The following is a 17,646-nucleotide window of genomic DNA, read 5'->3' on the forward strand; positions in this document are numbered from 1 at the left end:
ATCAGCTTTTCTCTTTGCCCCAGAAGTTTTTGAGGTTTTGCTGCAGTTTTTTCTCGTATCCCCGGTCGGTAGGTCGATAATAAACTTTACCCTTAAGCTCTGGAGGAAGGTAATCCTGTTTTACAAACCCATTGGGGAAATCATGAGCATAGAGGTAGCCCTTGCCATAATCCAGGTCCTTCATTAGCGAAGTAACTGGATTGCGAAGGTGCAAAGGCACGGGTAAAGACCCTTTGCGGCGCACGTCAGCAGTAGCCTCCTGGAGTGCACGGTAAGAGGCATTGCTCTTGGGAGCACAGGCCACATAAATGGTTGCCTGCGCCAGCGCTAATCTTCCCTCTGGCTCTCCCAGGAAATTATACGCTTCCCAAGCAGCGGTTGCCAAAAGCAAAGCATAAGGGTCTGCGTTGCCAACATCCTCTGAGGCACAGGCTATCAATCGGCGCGCAATAGCGCTGGGTGCTTCTCCAGCTTCAAGCATGCGGCACATCCAGTAGAGTGCCGCATCGGGGTCACTCCCCCTTAAACTCTTGTGGTATGCAGAAAGCAGGTCGTAATGGGCTTCACCAGATTTATCGTAAAGGAAAGTATGGCGCCCAAAAAGCTTCTTCGCAAAAGCAAGGTCCAGTTTTCTCTTCTCTTTCCGGGCAGTTAAATAAGCAAATTCCAAAAAATTCAACGCTCGTCGAGCATCACCATCGGAAAGTTCACAAATGAATTGTAAGGCTTCATTGGTTACTTCTAAAGCCTTACCATCAAGTCCCCGCGGATCTGACAGAGCCCTTTGAAGCAGGGCAAGCAGTTCTTCAGAAGATATTTTATTGAAGACCAGCACTTGAACCCGGGAAAGAAGGGGGGCAATTACTTCAAAAGATGGGTTTTCGGTAGTTGAACCAATTAAGGTTACTACTCCCTCCTCCACATAGGGCAAAAGGACGCTCTGTTGACCTTTATGAAAACGGTGAATTTCATCAATGAAAAAAATGGTTTTTTTGCCATAAAGAGAAAAATTGTTCTCTGCTTCCTTTATGGCTTCCTTGATTTCTTTAATCCCGGAAGATACCGCACTTATGGCAAGAAATGCATAATGCAAGAGATCAGCCAGAATGAAAGCTGCCGACGTTTTGCCACTGCCAGGAGGCCCCCAAAAGATTAAAGAAGGCAAATAACCAGTCTCCACTATTCGGCGCAAAGCTCCTTCGGGACCGGTAAGATGCGCTTGTCCAACCAGTTCATCAAGTGTTCTGGGCCGCATTCGAGCAGCAAGAGGCTGCCGAACTTTCTCTGGAGGAGCGAAAAGCTCCGGCTCCTTAGAATTCCTGGTCATCACCAAAAACTCTCTTCAAACTTTTGTTTTATTATACCCCTTCCCTGCAAAAAATAAAACCTAATCAGTGATCTCTTTCATCACCTCTTCCACGGCACAAATGGCATAACGAATCCCATTTTCGTCTACTTGGCGTGAGGTAACAAATCTCACTCTTTTTGTGTCAACTCTGGTGGCAAGAACACCCTTATCTTTTAACTTTGCAAGAAAGGTCTCCGAAGATACATCTCCCTCCAGCTCGGCAACCACAAAGTTGGTATGCACCTTAGCAAGGTCAACTTTTATCCCTGGAATTTGAGAAATGCCCATAGCCAGTGCTTTTGCATTGCGATGATCCTCTGCAAGGTGAGCGATGTTTTCTGGAGAAAGCGCTTCAAGACCACAAGCACACAACCACCCAGTTTGGCGCATACCACCACCGAGCATTTTGCGGAAGCGCTTCGCTCTTGCGATAAACTCCCGGGAGCCAGCAAGAACAGAACCAATTGGTGCAGCAAGTCCTTTGGAAAGGGATATCATAACCGAGTCCGCACAGGCAGCAAGTTCACGTACTTCAACACCCAGATATAGAGCCGAGTTAAAAAGTCGTGCCCCGTCAAGATGCACCGAAAGATTGTACCGTTCAGCAAGAGCTTTTACGGCTCTCATTTTCTCAAGAGGTGGTACAATCCCTCCATAACGGTAATGAGAACTCTCCATACAGATAAGAGAGGTTCGGGGATAGTGGATGTTATCAGGCCGAATAGCATTTTCTATCGCCTGAGGTTCGGGGAGACCATCTTCCCCTTTCAGCGTTCGCACCATAAGACCAGCTACGCAGGCAATGCCACCAGTCTCAGATGTCCTGATGTGGGCGTTTTCTTCGAGTATAACTTCCTCACCTCTCTGGGTATGCGTAAGAAGAGCAACCAGATTACCCATGGTTCCACTGGGCACAAATATGGAAGCCTCTTTGCCCAGAAGATGGGCAGCATATTCCTCAAGCTGGTTTTGCAGGGGGTCTTCACCATAAACTGAATCTCCAAGAGGGGCTGCAAAAGCTCGCTCCCGCATCTTCTCGGTGGGAAGAGTTATGGTATCCCGCCTCAAATCTACCAGCACTGTCTTTCTCCTCCTTTATTCACTTAAAGAGGCCGCAAAAACCTCTCTAAAAAGCTCTCGAAAAACATCACTCTCTTCCATATCGGTGTGAACACTGAAACTAAAAAAACCAATAAGGGAAAAAGTGATGGCTTTAAAAAAATCTGCACCGGAAAACTCTTTTCCGTGCCTGGTAACCACAGGGTGCAGCTTCCAACCTACCTCACGAAGGTATTCCTCAAAACGTTCCTTCAGCGCGCTTAACTTGGATTTAGCCTCTGGATGGTGAAGAAAATCGTGACCCGCCCGTTGAATAATCACCAGGAGGTCTCTTTTTTCCTCAAAGAGCGTAAAGTAACAGTCGATTATGTCAGCCACCACTTTTCCCCTGGGTTCGGAAAAATCGAGTTTCATCATGCGCTCGGATATGCTACTCAGTGTTTCCTCAATGAGCGCTATAAAGATATCCAGCTTGCTTTCAAAATAGTAATAGAGCGTAGCTTTCTTCACTCCCGACTCGCGAGCAATGTCTTCGACAGTAGCTTCGAAAAAACTTTTTTGGGCAAAAACTTTCTTTGCTGCCTCAATAATCTGCTGTTTCCTGTTCATTCCTTACCCTCAGAAACTGTAATCCACACTCAGAAAAACTCCGTCACTCAAAGAACCAAGCTTACTATTTGGAGCACCACTTGAGAACGAAAAATTAAAACTAACTTCCCAGCCGTCCCGGGGCTTATAAGTAGCCCCAAGCATGTTGACCATGCTTCCATCTTGGAGACTCAAAACCGAAGTTAACATGGGTTTCCACTTGCCATCCTCTGTGGTGTAGTCAGTATGAAAGTAAAGGTATGACGAAACATCTTTACCTTCTTCAAAGGGGTTGCCAAGTAGATAATTTATGCTGAAATACCAGTCGTTTTCTGTAGTATAATCCACTCCTAAGCTTGCCTTCAAATAAGGAGAAGTAAAAGTGGTATCAGTGAACGTTTCCAAACTTCCATCTGGATAATACACCGTAACCCGATGTTCCCACTTTTCTGGAAAAACCAAGGCCAGGTCGCCCCTAAAAGTGGAACCCTCCAGAGCAGAGAGTTCACCTTGAAACTCAAGGCCCAGTATGGAACGCTCTGGAAAACCCCAGACAGACTGAACTGTGGATGAGGAATCAGCACTAATAACAATGTCAGTAGAGCGGGGATACGCAGAGAGAAAATAGCCGTGATAGAAGCTAAAAGCTACATCGATACCACTTACCATACCTCGAGCGCGAATGGCCCAAATAGGCGATGCAAAGCCTACTTCTGGGTGTTCTTTCTCGATGGAAAGCGTGAGTGCTTCGGGATTAAGACCCGAAAACTGTGACAGGAGCCTTCCAGCGAAAAGCTGTTCCTCCACTGAAGCAGGAACAAAATTGGAAACGAAATCTACCTGATATAGAAATTCCAACGACCAGAAGTCACTAAAATACCACTCTGCGTCCAGTGCTGGAATGGGAATCTTATCTTCAAGTGCTTCTTCACTCAGCGAAGCCGAGAAAGGACGAGGATTGATTGAATCCACAGGACTCATAACGTCACTCGCACCCCAGGTCAACTGCAAAAAGCCCAGTTTGAAATCCACTTCTTCCCAGGGAGCTTGAATCCCTTGAAAATACGCTTCCTTAACCCGAAGAGGTCTAAAATTGTTTTCGTCCTGATACTTCAGAAGTAACCCAACCTGAAAGAAATAATTGCTATCACCCAAAGAAGTAGTATAGTCAAGGTCCACTCGCGTTCCGTAATCAAGGTCTCCCGTGGAAAAATCGTAGCTGGAAAACATCTCTGCCTCTCCACTCAATTCAGAAGCGCGAACCGGAAGAGCGTAAAGGGCCAGTAAAGCTACTACCAGTAGAAAACACAACCTTTTCTCCATCGTCAACCACCTCAAAGCTCGGGCCTCTGTATGGTGCGCACGCTGAAGAAATTGTCGGGTAAGGATATATTTTCTTCGTGCTTGACGGTTTCCATGCGAGTCTCATGGTTTTCCTTCAAGTCTTTAAAAGCCATTTTCAAAATAGTTATTTTCCCTTCTTCGCTTTCTTCGATTTCCAGGACTTCGAGTGTCTTCCACAGGTTACCCTCTAAATCGTAAAACTCTATTTTTTTGAAATAAAACTTCTCTTTGTCTACAGTCATGACCAGCTTGGAGTAATCACTATCCTCCTCAAGGGGTTTGAGCTCCAGGTAGTAATTCTCCTCATCCTCACCCAAAAGGGTAGCTTCATAGTCTTCTCTTCCATAGTTCTGGGAAAGGTCGTCATAACTGAAATCAGTACCCATGAATTTTTCCTTTTTGCTGGAACCAGCGATTCTGCGTACCTTGCGATAAGCAGGCATGTAAAGGTATATCTTCTCTCCACCTTTAATGCTCAAAAGAGTAACCCCTTCAACATCGGCAGGGCTCAAAAACCTCACTATAAGCGATATGGTGTCATCGCCTTCATCTTTGGAATACATAACCACTTCTCGCACTTCTTCTTTACCTTTTTCATCTACCAGAATCATTTTGGCTTCACTACGTTGGGTAGTGAAATCAGTGCGGCGCGCTTCCACTTCATCCAGTATTTCATCAGCCGTAAGTGCCCAAAGGACCCCACCAAACACCAAGCAAACTAACACAAAAATTCCACTTAAAAACCAGTATTTTTTCATTTACTGCCACCTCCTGACTATTTTTGAGCACTTCTATTAGAATTATTGCCCAAATAACTTTCTGCATGTAAAAGCAAAGGCAAAAGCACCAAAGCATAGAGAACACTTACCAGAAGTACCGTACCAATTAAACTTCCAAACATGCGAAGCATGCTTATTTTGCCCGTAACCAAAACGTAACTACCAGCAGCAATTGCCAGTGAATTCAAAACAATCCCTCTACCCGAGCTCACCATAGTGGTCACAAGCGCTCTGGGGTTCTGTAAGCTCACCTCACGATACCAGCGCGAAACAAAGTGAATAGTATAGTCAATACCCGCTCCAATGGCTATGCTGGCTACCATTAAAGTGGCCACGTTGAGCGGAATTCTCAAAAGTCCCATGATTCCAAAAGAAGTATAAACGGTCAACAATATAGGAACAATAGCTATTGAAGCCTTGCGCAAGGAGCGTAGCTGCAACAGCAAAAGCCCAAAAACGATGACAAAAGCCAGAAACATACTGCGAGCCTGTTGATTAAAGAGCTTGCTGTTTACATAGTTGCTTATAATCGGCGTACCTGTCACCCGATACTCAACACTCACTGACCCATCTGAAGCGGGCAGGTAAACCCATTCATCGAGTACCTGGTAAAAGACGAAGTCGAAATCCTCATCCAGTCTTCTACCAACTGTGTTTTCCACTACCTTCCTTACTGTTTCCACCTTCAACCGCTGGGCAATACGTAACTCGGAATTCTTGAGCACTTCCTCAAGGTATAATGCGTCATCCTCGCTCAAATCCAGCTCCTTTTCAAGCAATTCAGAAATGGAAAGAACGGGATTCTCATCTTGGTAATAACGCTCAAGAACCGACGCCACTTTCTCTACGCTTAAGCCTAAGTCCTCAATCTCCAGGGTAGCATCGTGAGCGACCAGCGAAGCAAAATTTGCTCCCTGACCAATAAATTCCTCAATCGGTTTTTCAGCAATGGCTTTTATTTCTCTTTTAAGTGAACTCGGGTCAGGGATTTCAAGCCCGAAAATCTGTAGGTCCTCCACCATAGTGTTTACCAAAATATCAAGTGCGCCAGGCTCTTGCACCGAAACCATCTTTACCCTGTGAGGGCGATTCTCAAGAAATTCTTTCAGTGCTGCCACTTCTTTTCTCAGTTCCGCAGAGGAAGTCTCTTCAGCACTGAATTCTACCAGGGTTTCATCTCCATTTTCACTTATTCTACCCTTAAGGTAGCTATTATCCTGAGCGAAAAACCACAGGTTATCAATCTTCTCACGTTCTGCGGGAATTGCCTTCCATCCCTCCATGGCTTTATTTAAATCCACAAGAAAGGTAGCCAGAGAGGAAGCATCTTCAAAGTTTTTGAACCGAGCAGCATATTTTCCAATGCGTATCATTTCTCGAAGCACAAAGGGTTCCTTGACATTCTGAGAGCGCACGTAGAGATAGTTATAATCGGTGCTCCCAAAACGTTCTTTAAAGTAGTTGAGCAGCAAGGTGATGGGATGGTTTTTACCCATCTGTACTTCCACCGAGGTTTCCACATTGATGCGAGGAATTCCCAGAGTGAAAAATGCCATTACTGCAATAATGAAGAAAATCGTAGCTTTTTTATGGTGTACCACTGACCTGGCAACGAATTTCAGGAAACGGCTGATCAGGTCTCCTTTTTCTCTTTGCTGGTGAAGCACTTTGAAGTGATTCGGAACCTTGCGGGGCACAAAAATGGCATAAAAAGCTCCTAAGGAAAAAGTTGCCAAAATCATGCCAAAGAAAATACCCAGCGCTGAATACAGACCAAAGTCGGAAATGGGCTTTATTTCAGCAGTGAGCAGGGAAAGAAAACCACCTATGGTGGTCAAAGCGCTCATCAGAATGGGAACAAAAATATCCCGGAAGGTTGCTGCTAAAGCCTCCGGGCCATTTAGGCTGGCTCTTTCTTCGTAATAACGGTTTATAAAATGAATGCCGTATGCAGTAACCAGGGAGAGTAGCAAAACTGGCATAGCAGAAGCAATCACCGTCAAGGATTTACCCATAACTACGGCAGAACCCAGAACCCATACCGAGGAAAGAAGCGAAATAAATATTGGTAGTAATACTCCTCGCAGCGCCCGAAAACCCCAGTAGAGCACTACCATCAAAACCAGAGCAGCAAAAGGAGTTAAAGTACCCATGGTACGCCGAGAATCTCTGGCCATAAGGCGAGTGATGACCGGGACACCAAAAGTGGTTATCTTGCCACCAGGATTATACTTCTCACAGAGTGCTTCCACTTCCTCAATAGCTTTATATTCATCGACATCGTCATAGAAAGAAATCACCACCAGAGTGGCTTTGCCATCTTCGGTAACCATCTTACCCCAGATGAGTTCGTCCCCTTGAAGTTCTTCTCTGAGCTTTTTAGCTTCTGCTTCACTCTCAGGCAACACCTCGACAACCTCTTTGACTTCAACCCCAAACTCGGTGCTGACGATTTTGGGCATGTTGGTCAAAGCAGAAACGTTTCTCACAAAAGGAAGCTTCTCTATCTCCTCTACCAGTTTGTTAAGACCCTGGAGATGTTCCACAGTGAACAGGTCGTCAAATTCAATGCCTACAATCAGAGACTTGGTCTGAAAGCCTGAGAATTTGTCCTTAAGAGAATCATAGAAGGAAACTTCGGGGTCACTCTCAGGGAGGTACTTGGTCACGTCATCCTCAAAACGAAGATCCCGAAGCAAATAACCAAACACGAAAGTAACCACCAAAGTGGCAATGAAAATAGGCCAGGCATATTTTACAACCCACTGAGCCAGTTTCTGCATGTTTTCTCCTCCTCCAGCGCTCACTTATCGACTGACCGTTCGGTAGAAACTGAATCTCATTATACAGTCCCTTTATTCGCTGTCAAGAGATTGCTCATCAAAAAACCACGACTCACTTTTTAGTTTTTCTTTAGTAGTTTCCAGCGATTGTTATAGCTACCCAAGATACGAAGAAATGTGGTTTTCTTTTTGAGCTCTTCCAGGGCTTCTCCAAACTTTGTATCAATCAAGTTTCCTTCCCAATCTACGTAAAAAAGATACTCCCAGGGTTCACCTGGTATGGGCCGGGATTCCAGCTTAATCAGGTTTATCGAGCGGGCGTAAAATACCTCCAGCACCTCAAACAGCGCCCCTGAACGATTGGGAATTCGAAAAACACAGGAAACCTTATCATGTTCCTTGCGGGGCTCAAAATACCTCGAAAGGATGAGAAAACGAGTAAAATTGCAGGGTGTATCCTCAACGTCTTCCTCAAGGAGCTCCAGGCCATGCTTACGAATCGCCTCTTCACTCGATATGCATGCACTACCTTTGCCAAACTCGGAAGCTTTTCGAGCCGCCTCTTCGGTATTGCCAACGTCAATAATTTTTACTCCTTTCAGGGATTCGAGAAATCTGGAACACTGTGAAAAGGCCTGAGGATGAGCAAAGAGAAACTGGATATCTCCTACCCCAGTACCTGGATATACACCAAGATGTTGAGACACTTTAATAAACCGCTCTCCAACCACGAAAATCTCGGGAAAATCCAGCAATAAATCATAGTTAGCATGAATGCTACCAGTAATGGTGTTTTCAATCGGGACCACCCCGTGGGTTGCTTCACCGCTGGCTACTTTTTCGAACACCTCTCGAAAGGTGTAACAGGAAATAAACTGGGAATCTCTGGGAAAAGCTTTTTGCGCCACCTGAGAGCTGAAAGAACCTTTTTCTCCTAAAAAGGCCACTCTAAACTGAGAAAAAGATTCAGAAACAAAAGCAGGTGAAGCACCAGTAGGACCCTTCTCTTTACTTAGCTCTTTGCCAACTATCACGCTGATGACCTGAAGGTTGTTGACCAGCCTTCTGAACTGCTCCGGATACAAGCTCTGAGGACCATCAGAAAGTGCTTGTTCGGGAGCATGGTGAACCTCCACCATAACACCATCAGCACCACAGGAAACACCCGCCAGGGCCATGGGAATAACTTTTTCTCTCAACCCAGTGCCATGACTGGGATCAACAAACACCGGCAGATGACTTAAGTCTTTCACCACCGGTATGGCGTTCAAATCGAGTGTATTGCGGGTAAAGCGCTCAATAGTCCGAATACCCCGTTCACAAAGAATGACCTGGAAATTACCCAAACTTAGAATGTATTCCGCAGCCAGGAGCCAGTCTTCAATTGTTGCTGAAAGCCCACGCTTCAGCAACACGGGTTTACCCAGGATGGCTACCTTTTTCAGGAGTTCAAAATTCTGCATATTGCGAGCGCCAATCTGGATGATATCAGCATACTGGGCAACCAGTACGGCATTTTCAGGACTGGTTGCTTCGGTAACCACAGGAATGGAAAATTTCTCCCGGGCTTTGGCAAGGATTTCCAACCCCTGTTCTCCCAGACCCTGAAAACTGTAGGGAGAGGTCCGGGGTTTGAAAGCACCACCTCTCAGAATATGAGCTCCCATAGATTTCACTGCTTCGGCAATCCTGAAGAGCTGTTCCTCAGACTCCACAGCACACGGGCCAGCAATAATAGTAAGGGTCTCCTGTCCGATTTCCACATCGCCAATGGTAATCACCGTACCATCAGGATTGAAAGACCGATGGGCAAGTTGAAAAGGAGTGCTGGGCTTGATTACTCTGGCAATCTTTCCGAAAGCTTCCAGAACCTGAGCGCTAACTTCCCGCTCTGAAACCATAATACTGCCTTGCGGGCTATCCACCCAGTGAACCAGCATTCCCTGTTTTCCAAGCTCACGAAGCACTGCTTGCTTCCGAGCTTCATCAAGAACACCGTCAAAAATAACGACCAAAGTTCCATCCTCCCTATATTCTTCTTTAGAAGACTATTTTACGACAAAAACTTTATGTTATACTATACTCCGAGTTCCCCAGGGAGGCAAACATGGAAAACCAGCTTACACAGGAAACCAGAATAACCAAAGAGTATATAGAAGAGTTGCTCGAGAGAAATGCTCTGAACGAACTAAAAAATAGCATCAATACTCTCCATCCCGCCGATATTGCTGAACTGATGTCTTTCCTGGATAGCCAGAAGCAGGTCGTTGTATTCAGGTTACTGCGCAAAGACCTGGCCATAGAAGTTTTTGAACAACTGGACTTTGAACAGCAGGAAAACCTTCTTCAGAGCTTTACCGACGAACGGGTAGCTGAAATCCTCAACCAAATGTCCCCAGACGACCGCATGGAACTCTTCGATGAGCTACCAGCCAAAATAGTTAAAAAGTTCCTGGGTCTTCTGAATCCGGAACAGCGCAATATCGTGGCTACCATGCTGGGTTACCCTGAAAACAGCGCTGGCCGTATCATGAACCCCCATATGGTGGACCTTAAAGAATACTACACGGTGGAGCAGTCGCTGCAAAGAATACGCCAGTTATCACCTCCTGAAGAACTGGCCTACACTGCTTATGTAATCGATGCCGAGCGCCATCTTCTGGGAAGGGTTACTTTGAGAGAGCTGGTACTCGCAAAGCCGGAAACGGTGATCAGAGACATTATGAAAAAGGACATAGTTTACGTTTTTACTCATGATGATCAGGAAAAAGCTGCTCAGATTATTCAAAAATATGACCTTTTAGCAGTGCCGGTAGTGGATTCGGAAAAGCGCCTGGTGGGTGTGATAACCGTTGACGACGCCATCGACATCATAGAAGAAGAGGCCACCGAAGATATTCACCGCCTGGCAGCAATCAGGACTACTGAAGATGAGTATTTGCATGCCCCCCTGTGGAACAAGGTCAAAAATCGCTTTATATGGCTTGCCGTGCTGCTCGTTGGAGGCACCATGACCAGCTTTGTAATGCAGGGTTTTTCGGAAATCATTCAAGCCATCGTTGCCCTTTCCTTCTTTGTACCCATGCTCATCGACACTGGAGGCAACGTGGGTAGCCAATCAACCACAGTCATGGTGCGAGGCATAGCAGTTGGTGAAATCGAAAAACGCAATATATGGAAAATAGTTTTCTCTGAAATTTTGATAGGTGGGATACTGGGCATTCTGCTCAGCTTTATCGCTATATTGCGGGTTATTTTTCTTAAAGAGAGCCTGCTCATAGGTATCATAGTGGGTACGGCTGTGTTTAGCATCGTTTTTGTGTCCAATCTGGTGGGCATTTTTCTCCCTGTACTTTTTAAGAAACTCAAAATGGACCCTGCAATATCAGCTACCCCGGTTATTACCACGCTGGTTGACGTTATTGGAGTTTTCATCTACTTTAAGATTGCCCAAGCTTTCCTGCATTTCTGACTTGAATGCACCAAAAAAGCTTTGAGCCGCATCATCCACTTCTTTCAGACAACGCTCGCAAGAAGCAATGCTCCCTTTTTTATCGAAACCCCTAAAGAAAAGTTCGCCGTCCAGAGTGCAACCAAAAGCATCAAAAAAGTACTTAGTAGTAAGCCTTACTCCGTCGAAAAGCCGCTCACCGCGGGTTGCACCAACGCCCATTAAAAAACCCTTTTTGGGCGAAAACTGTTCTCCAAGAAGATACCTGCGTACCCACAAAACCTGGCTCCTATCAACCAGCGCTTTGAAAGAAGCAGGAATTCCATAGAAAAAAACAGGCGTGCTAACCACCACTATCTGAGCTCGAACAAGCCATTCAACTACTTTTCGCATGCCATCTTTCAGCACACAGTAACCAAGACTTTCACAAAAACGACATCCTCTACAAAACCGAATATCAAGCTCTGAAGGAACTATCAGTTTCAGTTGCGACTTCTCTGGAGCAAAGCGCAGAAACCTTTGAAGCAGCACTTCGCTATTCCCATCTCGTCGAGGACTACCCAGTATGGCTATAATTTGCAAAACACATCATCTCCCCGTAAAATTTAACCAGGAAATTCCAGTCTTATTCACAAAATCTTGGCCACTACAGCAAAGGAGGAATTAATTTGCCAGGACGAGCATTTGCTTCCTTCAGCGGTGGAAAAGATTGTCATCTGAGTATCTTTCTGGCCCAGAAAGCTGGCTTCAAGGTGGAATATCTCCTGAACATGACCCACCAAAACGGTGAAGTTTCCCGCTCCCATCATCTCCCCGCTTCGGTAATTCAAAAACAGGCGGAAAAGATGAATTTGCAATTGATCCAAAGGGGGACCTCCTGGGAAAACTATGAAGAGAACTATCGCCAGGTGTTAAGAGAACTGCGCCAGAAGGGAATAACCCACGGTGTGTTCGGTGATATAGACCTCGAAGAACACCGGGAATGGGTGGAAAGAGTCTGTTACAGCGAAGGCATAGAGCCTTTTCTTCCACTCTGGAAGAAGGATCACCAGGAAATCGCCAGAATGATAGTCAAAGAGGGCTTTAAAGCCCACATAATAGTAGTGAACGACCGTTTTCTGACCCCCGATTTTCTGGGAAAACCGTACACTCTGGCACTTATAGAAGAACTCAATAAAAGAGGCGTTGATCCTTGCGCTGAAAGCGGGGAATTTCATACTTTAGTAATCGATGGTCCTCTCTATCGAGAACCCCTGGAGTTTGAATTTGGAGAAATCAAACAGGAAGAACATTACCATTTTCTGGAAGTGAAACTGGCGACTCCAGTATAAAGTATCTGGTGACCACTGAAACGGGTTAACCCGTTTCAGTGGTCAATACGCCTGCAAGCACGAACCTTCTCAAGTTGCCTGCTTTTTGCCCATACTTGCCCAGATGCCCAGTATCCCCAAAATGATTTTCAAAAGGGCATGCCAGGCAGGTTCCGTACCCAGGTTAATGCCGGGAATAACACCCATAATTCCCATTATCAAAAGCAGCCAGCTGTAGACCATAAGTAAAACCCTGACCATTCAAAAACCCCTCCTTTCGTTATAATATTCAACATAATTTAAGACCAGTCCATTGCTCCCGTCAACTCATCCACTTCACTTTTGCAATAATTTTTAGCCCAAAATCCCCTAAGGGTGAGGGTCTTTTATTCAAGACCCAATCGCTTCTGGTATACTTTTAGCAAAAAAACGGAGACTAAGCCGTGAGGAACTATCGGAAAGAATTGTGGTTTTGTACTCAGAAACGCAGGGAGTTTATAAACATTACTCCCTTACTTGAAGAGTGTGTACGCGAAAGTGGCATTCAGGATGGGCTTTTACTGTGCAACGCTATGCACATTACAGCCAGCGTCTTTATAAATGACGACGAAGAAGGCCTACATGAAGATTTTGAACGTTGGCTCGAAAAATTAGCTCCGGAAAAGCCCTATCACCAGTACAAACACAATGTAGGCGAAGATAACGCAGACGCACACCTCAAAAGAACCATAATGGGCCGAGAGGTGGTTATAGCAGTGACTGATGGCAAATTAGACCTCGGTCCCTGGGAACAGGTTTTCTACGGAGAATTTGATGGCAGGCGCAGAAAAAGGGTGCTGGTGAAAATCATCGGGGAGTGAAACTGCGAACGCACATGGTTTTTTCCCGCAAAAGCGCCTGACAAAAGCCGCGGAAGAGTTTCTAAAAAATTTTCAAAAATTTTTTGCAACTGCTCTTGACAATTTTAAAATCATAAATATAATGCTTAATGCTCAGTTGAAAAATTCGAATAGCGAAAATCCCCTCCTTGCACCTATGGGAGGGTTGCCTGCCCCACAGGGCAACCCTCCCATAGGTGTTTTTATGGGCTTTTTTCAAGTCCTACTCCTGCTAAAGCAACGACTTCATTTCTTCAAGCACTAATTGAGGCACACCAAAGCTACGCTCAAAAAGTAGACCGTGACCGGTTGGAAACCAGCGAATTTTTTTAAAAGAAGAAACAGTCTCAAAAAGTTCCAGCGTACAAAGAGGTGGCACGATGTCATCCTTCGTTCCATTGTACATAAAAAGAGGTGTACTCCAGTCTAAAGAACCAACGTGATAAAGGGGATCCAGAGCTTCCCAGCCTTTAAGCGCTTCAGGAACAGCTATCCCCCGCTTCAAGAGATGGTAGCGAAGCTCAACCAGAGAATCCAGCATACTTTCTTTGAGTAGTCTGGAAAGGTTCCCTCCACCAACCACCAGGAAAACCCCCCTGAGCTGCTGATGCCTACCAGCTATTAAAGTGCCTATTATACTACCCAGGCTGACTCCCCAGAGAAAAAGTTGGTCCTTCTTCACGTAAGGATGGTTTTCCAAAAAGTAAAGAGCTCGCAGCCCATCCTGTACGGTTCTCTCAAAAGCCAGTCGATCATCACGGATGTCAGGAGAAAAAACATCTTTTCCTTCCTGTCTTCTTTCGCCATGATACTCCATATCGATTGCCAGAGCCAGGAACCCTGCTTTGCCAATCTCATTCGCAAGCACACGGAGATTATCCTTGCTTCCCCGATAATAATGAAGGAACAAAATAGCCGGATAAGGAGGTGGGGCGCTGGGCTCCAAAAGCAAAGCAGGAACCTCAACGGCTTGTAAGCGGTAAAGTTTGTAATTTTTGGTTTCTCGCAAGAGCGTAACCAAATTCTGGCAACCCCCAAACCTCGGCATAAAGCCACAAATCATGTACAAAACGTTTTTTAATTTCGACAAAATTCAAAAAACTAAATTTCATACTGCATCTTATGTATACAAACGAAAAAGTAAAGTTATAATAACATATACAGGCAGGGTGTTTCAGCATCAGGCTTCTCTTAGAAAGGAAAGGAGGTGAAAACTGAGCTATAGCTTCCTCAACCAAATCCTTTTCTAAGGTTTCATTTAACGAACAAAAGGAGGAGAGAACATGAGAAAATCCTTGTTTTTTCTGGTAATGGTTGTTGTGGTAACAACTTTGCTGATAAGTGGTGTTTCCTATGCAGCAAAATATCGTTTTACTTTCATTTCACACGCCGGAGAAGAGAATCCTTTCTGGGCGGCTGTGTACAGAGGAGCAAGTGATGCTGCCAAGCTCCTTAACGTAGATTTTGTATTTGTAAGACCCAAAACTGAAGGAGATTTGGCTACTCAGCTCAGCCAGTTTAAAGCTGCACTGGCTGAAAAGCCTGACGGCATTATCACCACCATTCCTCATCCAACCATGTTTGATGAAGTAATCCAACAGGCAATAGATATGGGCATACCAGTAATCTGTTCTAATACTGATGACCCCGAAGGAGCCAAAGGAAACGCAAGACTATCTTACATTGGTCAGGACCTGGTACAAGCAGGATATTTCCTGGCGCAAAAATTAACCGAAGACTTGCCCAAAGACCAAAAATTTCACTTCCTTATCAGTATAGGTGGTCCTGGTCTGGTATGGGCCGAGCAAAGAGCCAAAGGCATTACGCAGTACTTTGACGAAGTTGGTTATACTTATGAGCGTCTTGACACCACCATGCAGATGGATGTTGCTCAATCCAGAATTCAAGCTTATCTGCAGTCTCATCCTGAAACCAAAGGGGTAATATGCGTAGAGTACAACCACGCTCCTGCCGCCAAGGCTGCCCGCAATTTGGGTTATAAGCCTGGCGAGCTGTTGATTGGTGGTTTTGACCTGGTACCCGAAGTACTCGAAGAAATTAAGTCAGGATATATCAAGCTAACCATCGACCAGCAACCCTACCTACAGGGCTACCTACCCATAGTTCAACTCTACCTCATGAAGGAGTTTGCCCTGAGCGCCTGGGACGTAAACACTGGCAATGCAGTAGTTGACGCATCCAACGTGGACAAGGTCATCGAACTATCCAAACAAAGAGTGCGCTAAAAACAAGCTCCCCAGAGAAGCGATCGCTTCTCTGGGGAGCTTTTCATATAAAAATAGAAGCCATAGAAAAGGAGCGTCTGCAAAATGGGCAGTGGTTTTTTAACCTCTCTAAAGCGCATCCTGCTTCTCAGAGAAATAAGCAGCCTGATTATGTTGGCGGCAGTTATTCTGGTCTTTTTTAGCCTTGCACCTCTCTTTTTAAGCCGCGAAAACATAAGTGTAATCCTGGAGATCATTCCCGAGCTTGGCATTGTGGCACTCGGAGTAACCATGCTGATGATTTCTGGAGAATTCGACCTATCAGTAGGCTCAGTTTTTGCTTTCTGCCCAATCATGTTGGTTTTATTTATTAATTGGGGATTACCTCCTGCCCTGGCTTTCGCGGGAGCCTTGCTGGTTGCTGTTGCTCTTGGCGCAATCAACGGTTTAGTAACCCTAACCTTTGGAATCCCTTCCTTCATAACTACTCTCGGTGCAATGCTCATCTGGCGGGGGGCGGTTTTGCTTATCAGTGGAGGATGGCCCCCTCCTTTTCCAAGCCAGCTTTCCACAGCCTTTCTGGTTGGGAAAATGAGTATTTTCAGAGCCTCAATCTTCTGGTATCTGTTGGTAGTCGTATTACTCTGGATCGTGCTTGAAAGGAGTGATTTTGGAAATTGGATGTTTGCCACAGGTGGCAACCGAACCGCTGCCAGAGCCATGGGTATCAATACCGAATGGGTCAAGTTATCAAACTTTATGCTTTGCTCTTTTCTGGCTGGATTTGCTGGCATAGTTCAATCGTTTCGCTTAGAAACCACACTACCTTCAATGGGCAATGGTCTGGAAATGGAAGCAATTGCAGCCACCGTCATCGGAGGAACAGCACTAAGCGGTGGTGTAGGTACAGTTATCGGAACCGTCATTGGCTCTTTCTTAATTCGAATAATTGACAACGGCTTGATAATGGCCCGAGCTCCAAGTTACTGGTTCCGGGTCTTCATAGGGCTGGCCACAATACTGGCAGTTATACTAAATACCTTTGTGCGTGAGCGAGCAAAAAAGATGAGGTGTTAGCAAATGCAAAGCAATAACCACCTGGTAGAAATGATAAACATCCATAAGTGGTTTGGTGGAGTCTGTGCTTTAAAAGGAGTAGACTTCCACGTTGGTTACAGGGAAATAGTCGGTCTGCTTGGAGATAATGGTGCTGGTAAATCAACTCTGATTAAAATCCTTTCCGGTTTTTTCCCTCCAGACGAAGGCAAAATTTTCTTTGAGGGCAAAGAATGCCATTTTACTTCTCCTCGTGAGGCCCGCGCCCTGGGCATAGAAACCATTTATCAGGAAGCAGCAATGGTGCCTAAAATGAGCGTAATGAGAAACATATTTATGGGGAGAGAACCGATAAAATATAAACTGGGCACGGTAAGGTTACTGGACATTCCTTTTATGGAACGAGAGTCCATGCGAGCTTTAGAGGGTGTAGACCTCCGATTGCGCTCACCCCATGCCCTGGTTGAAGAACTCTCGGGAGGCCAACGACAAGGTGTCGCAATTGCGAGAGCCATGTACTTCAAGTCCAAACTGGTTATACTGGATGAACCTACCAATAATCTATCGGTAAAAGAATCACAAAGGGTTCTGGAATTCATAAAAGAGCTAAAAAATCAGGGAATATCGAGCATTTTTATATCGCATAACCTCTATCACGTTTACCCAGTAGCTGACCGAATCGTGGTATTGAGCCACGGTGAAAAAGTTGGTGACTTTAAAAAAGAAGAAACTTCTATCGAAGAAATCACCAAACTAATCGTTCTTCCCTAATCTTACAAACAAATATATTGCAAAATTCATCTTTCTGAACGGAAAGTCAAGAAA

General features: G+C 45.3%; 16 protein-coding genes. 6 read left to right on the top strand and 10 right to left on the bottom strand.

Going from position 1 to position 17,646, the window contains the following annotated elements:
* Position 1: 1 nt before the first annotated feature.
* From ACKTT1_RS08560 to aroF, 7 genes are all read right to left on the bottom strand, one after another.
* The gene (locus tag ACKTT1_RS08560) at positions 2–1,327 is read right to left on the bottom strand and encodes a replication-associated recombination protein A (RefSeq protein WP_412709270.1); all 1,326 of its coding nucleotides are present in this window, start codon (positions 1,325–1,327) and stop codon (positions 2–4) included.
* 60 nt (positions 1,328–1,387) lie between these two features.
* Complete coding sequence (locus ACKTT1_RS08565; RefSeq protein ID WP_412709271.1) at positions 1,388–2,428, bottom strand: threonine aldolase family protein; 1,041 nt, start codon at positions 2,426–2,428, stop codon at positions 1,388–1,390.
* 15 nt (positions 2,429–2,443) lie between these two features.
* Entirely contained in the window at positions 2,444–3,016 is a 573-nt protein-coding gene (locus ACKTT1_RS08570; RefSeq protein WP_412709272.1) for a TetR/AcrR family transcriptional regulator, read from the bottom strand.
* 9 nt (positions 3,017–3,025) lie between these two features.
* Positions 3,026–4,318, bottom strand: a complete 1,293-nt coding sequence (locus ACKTT1_RS08575) for a DUF1302 family protein (protein ID WP_412709273.1) — start codon at positions 4,316–4,318, stop codon at positions 3,026–3,028.
* An 11-nt stretch (positions 4,319–4,329) separates the two neighbouring features.
* The gene (locus tag ACKTT1_RS08580) at positions 4,330–5,097 is read right to left on the bottom strand and encodes an outer membrane lipoprotein-sorting protein (protein WP_412709274.1); all 768 of its coding nucleotides are present in this window, start codon (positions 5,095–5,097) and stop codon (positions 4,330–4,332) included.
* Between the two features lie 17 nt (positions 5,098–5,114).
* Positions 5,115–7,901 (bottom strand): efflux RND transporter permease subunit, encoded by a 2,787-nt coding sequence (locus ACKTT1_RS08585; protein ID WP_412709275.1) that lies wholly within the window; start codon positions 7,899–7,901, stop codon positions 5,115–5,117.
* 119 nt (positions 7,902–8,020) lie between these two features.
* Complete coding sequence (gene aroF, locus ACKTT1_RS08590) at positions 8,021–9,916, bottom strand: 3-deoxy-7-phosphoheptulonate synthase (RefSeq protein ID WP_412709276.1); 1,896 nt, start codon at positions 9,914–9,916, stop codon at positions 8,021–8,023.
* A 92-nt stretch (positions 9,917–10,008) separates the two neighbouring features.
* Here aroF and mgtE point away from each other — a divergent pair, with 92 nt between their 5' ends.
* A complete protein-coding gene (gene mgtE, locus ACKTT1_RS08595; RefSeq protein ID WP_412709277.1) occupies positions 10,009–11,373 on the top strand; it encodes a magnesium transporter in 1,365 nt (454 codons plus the stop codon).
* Here the strand turns inward: mgtE and ACKTT1_RS08600 are convergent.
* A complete protein-coding gene (locus ACKTT1_RS08600) occupies positions 11,287–11,934 on the bottom strand; it encodes a flavodoxin family protein (protein WP_369018779.1) in 648 nt (215 codons plus the stop codon). The two genes, mgtE and ACKTT1_RS08600, sit on opposite strands and share 87 nt — an antisense overlap.
* 86 nt (positions 11,935–12,020) lie before the next feature.
* Here ACKTT1_RS08600 and ACKTT1_RS08605 point away from each other — a divergent pair, with 86 nt between their 5' ends.
* Complete coding sequence (locus ACKTT1_RS08605; protein WP_369018778.1) at positions 12,021–12,683, top strand: diphthine--ammonia ligase; 663 nt, start codon at positions 12,021–12,023, stop codon at positions 12,681–12,683.
* A gap of 69 nt (positions 12,684–12,752) precedes the next feature.
* On the opposite strand, the gene ACKTT1_RS08610 is transcribed toward ACKTT1_RS08605, so the two are convergent.
* Entirely contained in the window at positions 12,753–12,923 is a 171-nt protein-coding gene (locus ACKTT1_RS08610; protein WP_369018777.1) for a hypothetical protein, read from the bottom strand.
* Positions 12,924–13,105: 182 nt separating this feature from the next.
* On the opposite strand from ACKTT1_RS08610, the gene ACKTT1_RS08615 reads away from it, so the two are divergent.
* The gene (locus ACKTT1_RS08615) at positions 13,106–13,522 is read left to right on the top strand and encodes a secondary thiamine-phosphate synthase enzyme YjbQ (protein ID WP_412709278.1); all 417 of its coding nucleotides are present in this window, start codon (positions 13,106–13,108) and stop codon (positions 13,520–13,522) included.
* 250 nt (positions 13,523–13,772) lie between these two features.
* Here ACKTT1_RS08615 and ACKTT1_RS08620 read toward each other — a convergent pair whose 3' ends face one another.
* Positions 13,773–14,630 carry an alpha/beta hydrolase gene (locus ACKTT1_RS08620; protein WP_412709279.1) on the bottom strand — a complete coding sequence of 286 codons (858 nt, stop codon included), beginning with the start codon at positions 14,628–14,630 and terminating at the stop codon, positions 13,773–13,775.
* A 193-nt stretch (positions 14,631–14,823) separates the two neighbouring features.
* Here ACKTT1_RS08620 and ACKTT1_RS08625 point away from each other — a divergent pair, with 193 nt between their 5' ends.
* The 3 genes from ACKTT1_RS08625 (at position 14,824) to ACKTT1_RS08635 (ending at position 17,592) form a co-directional block, all read left to right on the top strand.
* The gene (locus tag ACKTT1_RS08625) at positions 14,824–15,786 is read left to right on the top strand and encodes a sugar ABC transporter substrate-binding protein (RefSeq protein ID WP_369018774.1); all 963 of its coding nucleotides are present in this window, start codon (positions 14,824–14,826) and stop codon (positions 15,784–15,786) included.
* Positions 15,787–15,870: 84 nt separating this feature from the next.
* Complete coding sequence (locus ACKTT1_RS08630) at positions 15,871–16,842, top strand: ABC transporter permease (protein WP_369018773.1); 972 nt, start codon at positions 15,871–15,873, stop codon at positions 16,840–16,842.
* Between the two features lie 3 nt (positions 16,843–16,845).
* Positions 16,846–17,592 (top strand): ATP-binding cassette domain-containing protein, encoded by a 747-nt coding sequence (locus ACKTT1_RS08635; protein ID WP_369018772.1) that lies wholly within the window; start codon positions 16,846–16,848, stop codon positions 17,590–17,592.
* The last annotated feature ends 54 nt before the right edge of the window (positions 17,593–17,646 follow it).

The organism is Atrimonas thermophila (assembly GCF_045864955.1).
GTDB lineage: Bacteria > Atribacterota > Atribacteria > Atribacterales > Thermatribacteraceae > Thermatribacter > Thermatribacter velox.

What these genes read in the sequence shown, in the direction of transcription:
- ACKTT1_RS08560 (WP_412709270.1), bottom strand. Translation starts at nt 1,327, where the DNA reads ATGACCAGGAATTCTAAGGAGCCGGAGCTTTTCGCTCCTCCAGAGAAA.
- ACKTT1_RS08570 (WP_412709272.1), bottom strand. Translation starts at nt 3,016, where the DNA reads ATGAACAGGAAACAGCAGATTATTGAGGCAGCAAAGAAAGTTTTTGCC.
- ACKTT1_RS08575 (WP_412709273.1), bottom strand. Translation starts at nt 4,318, where the DNA reads ATGGAGAAAAGGTTGTGTTTTCTACTGGTAGTAGCTTTACTGGCCCTT.
- ACKTT1_RS08580 (WP_412709274.1), bottom strand. Translation starts at nt 5,097, where the DNA reads ATGAAAAAATACTGGTTTTTAAGTGGAATTTTTGTGTTAGTTTGCTTG.
- ACKTT1_RS08585 (WP_412709275.1), bottom strand. Translation starts at nt 7,901, where the DNA reads ATGCAGAAACTGGCTCAGTGGGTTGTAAAATATGCCTGGCCTATTTTC.
- mgtE (WP_412709277.1), top strand. Translation starts at nt 10,009, where the DNA reads ATGGAAAACCAGCTTACACAGGAAACCAGAATAACCAAAGAGTATATA.
- ACKTT1_RS08610 (WP_369018777.1), bottom strand. Translation starts at nt 12,923, where the DNA reads ATGGTCAGGGTTTTACTTATGGTCTACAGCTGGCTGCTTTTGATAATG.
- ACKTT1_RS08625 (WP_369018774.1), top strand. Translation starts at nt 14,824, where the DNA reads ATGAGAAAATCCTTGTTTTTTCTGGTAATGGTTGTTGTGGTAACAACT.
- ACKTT1_RS08630 (WP_369018773.1), top strand. Translation starts at nt 15,871, where the DNA reads ATGGGCAGTGGTTTTTTAACCTCTCTAAAGCGCATCCTGCTTCTCAGA.
- ACKTT1_RS08635 (WP_369018772.1), top strand. Translation starts at nt 16,846, where the DNA reads ATGCAAAGCAATAACCACCTGGTAGAAATGATAAACATCCATAAGTGG.